Genomic DNA, 1,966 nt, shown 5'->3' with positions numbered 1-1,966 from the left:
CTGAGGTTACGTTAAGGAATTGCCTCGGAACCGCATGGTTCCGGGGCAATTCCCCTCTTTTGGCCGAAAACTGTAGCCACTAAAGTTTTCACGAAAAGCCTTCCAATCTCCGCGAGCAGGGTGTAATTTGTTGTCATGGAACAAGGCGCCAAGGCCATGCATGTAGCCATCAACACCTCCCGCAGGGTCAACAAGGCCGGTGTGGAGGTCGAATACCGGTCCGCCCTGGTGCGCCGGACCTACCGCGAAGGTGGCAAGGTCAAGCACGAGACCCTGGGCAACATTTCCTACCTGCCCGAACGCGCCATCATGGACCTAAAGGCGTCCCTGAACGGCAAGAGAATGGTGGACGCCGATGCCCGGATGCAGATCCTGCGCACCCTGCCCCACGGACACATCGACGCGATCTACGCCATGGCCCGCGGCCTGCGCTTCGAATCCCTGCTCGGCCCCGCATCCCGGAACCGGGACCTCATCATGGCCCTGCTCGCGGCCCGGATCTGCAAGCCGACTTCCAAGCTCGCCACCCTGAACTGGTTCGCCGACACCACCCTGGGCACCGACCTCGGACCGACCACCACCGACGAGCTCTACGCCGCCATGGACTGGCTCCTAGAACAGCAACCGCGGATCGAACGACAGCTCGCCCGCACCCACCTCGGACCCGAACACAACCCCGAGGCCCTCGCCCTCTTTGACCTGTCCTCCTCCTGGGTCACCGGAACCCACAACCCGCTGGCGAAATTCGGGTATTCCAGGGACAAGAAACGCGGCTGCGAACAGATCGAATACGGCATGCTCGCCACCCGCGCCGGACTGCCCATTGCCGTGCGCGTGTTCCCCGGGAACACCGCCGACCCGGCCGCTTTCATCCAGATCGCCAAGGAGATCCACGCCCTCTCCGGCGTCCATGACCTGGCCATGGTCGGAGACCGCGGCATGATCACCAACGCGCGGGTCGAAGACCTCAAAAAAGACACCGACTTCTCCTGGGTCACCGCGCTGCGCAACACCGACATCCAGGCCCTCGCCGAGGACAACGGCCCCCTGCAGATGAGCCTGTTTGACCAACAAAACCTCGCCGAGATCACCCACCCGAAATACCCCGGGGAACGGCTCATCGCCTGCCGTAACCCCGCCCTGGCCGCCAAGCGCGCCCACAAACGCACCAACCTGCTCGAGGCCACCGAGGAAAAGCTCGAGACCATCAAGAAAGCGGTGGAGGCCGGCCGCCTCAAGGGCTCCGGAAAGATCGGGGTGAAGGTCGGCAAGGTCGCCGGCAAATACAACATGCAAAAGCACTTCAACCTCAGCATCGAGGACACCGCCTTCACCTACACCCGCAACACCGGATCCATTGCCCGCGAGGCCGACCTGGACGGCATCTACGTCATCCGCACCAACCTCCCCGCCGACACCATGGACGCCCCCGAGGCGGTGCGCACCTACAAGTCCCTGGCCAACGTGGAAAAGATCTTCAAGACCCTCAAGACCCGTGACCTGGGCATCCGCCCCATCCGCCACTACACCGAAAACCGGACCCGCGCCCACGTCTTCCTCTGCATGCTCGCCGCCCACCTGACCTGGCACCTGCGCACCGCCTGGTCACCGCTGACCTTCACCGACGAGAACCGACCCGTGCCCGAAGAGCCGGTCGCCAAGGTCGAACGCTCCGCCGCCGCGGCATCCAAGGCCAGCACCCGGAAACTCGATGACGGGACCGCCGCCACCAGCTACCAAGACCTCCTGACCCACCTGGGAACCCGGACCAGGAACACCACCAGCGTCCCGGGCACCGAGGCGACCTTCGAACTGCTTTCCCTGCCCACGCCCCGCCAACAAAGGGCCATGGACCTCATCGACCACCACATCAAAAACCACAGAAAGTAGCCAGAGAACCGGAACCAAAAACGCCAGGATCCCCGACAATCCGGGGATCCTGGCGTTCTGTCTGTCGTAACTTCAG

At 63.4% G+C, this 1,966-nt stretch carries 1 protein-coding gene; it reads left to right on the top strand.

Annotated elements, in window-relative coordinates:
* The first annotated feature begins 135 nt into the window (after nucleotides 1–135).
* Nucleotides 136–1,890 carry an IS1634 family transposase gene (locus OIU93_RS20485; RefSeq protein ID WP_264271882.1) on the top strand — a complete coding sequence of 585 codons (1,755 nt, stop codon included), beginning with the start codon at nucleotides 136–138 and terminating at the stop codon, nucleotides 1,888–1,890.
* Nucleotides 1,891–1,966 lie beyond the last annotated feature (76 nt).

Origin of the sequence: Paeniglutamicibacter sp. ZC-3, assembly GCF_025847175.2 — a bacterium.
Lineage (GTDB): Bacteria > Actinomycetota > Actinomycetes > Actinomycetales > Micrococcaceae > Paeniglutamicibacter > Paeniglutamicibacter sulfureus.
This window is presented reverse-complemented; position numbering and strand designations above follow the sequence as displayed.

What these genes read in the sequence shown, in the direction of transcription:
- OIU93_RS20485 (WP_264271882.1), top strand. Translation starts at nt 136, where the DNA reads ATGGAACAAGGCGCCAAGGCCATGCATGTAGCCATCAACACCTCCCGC.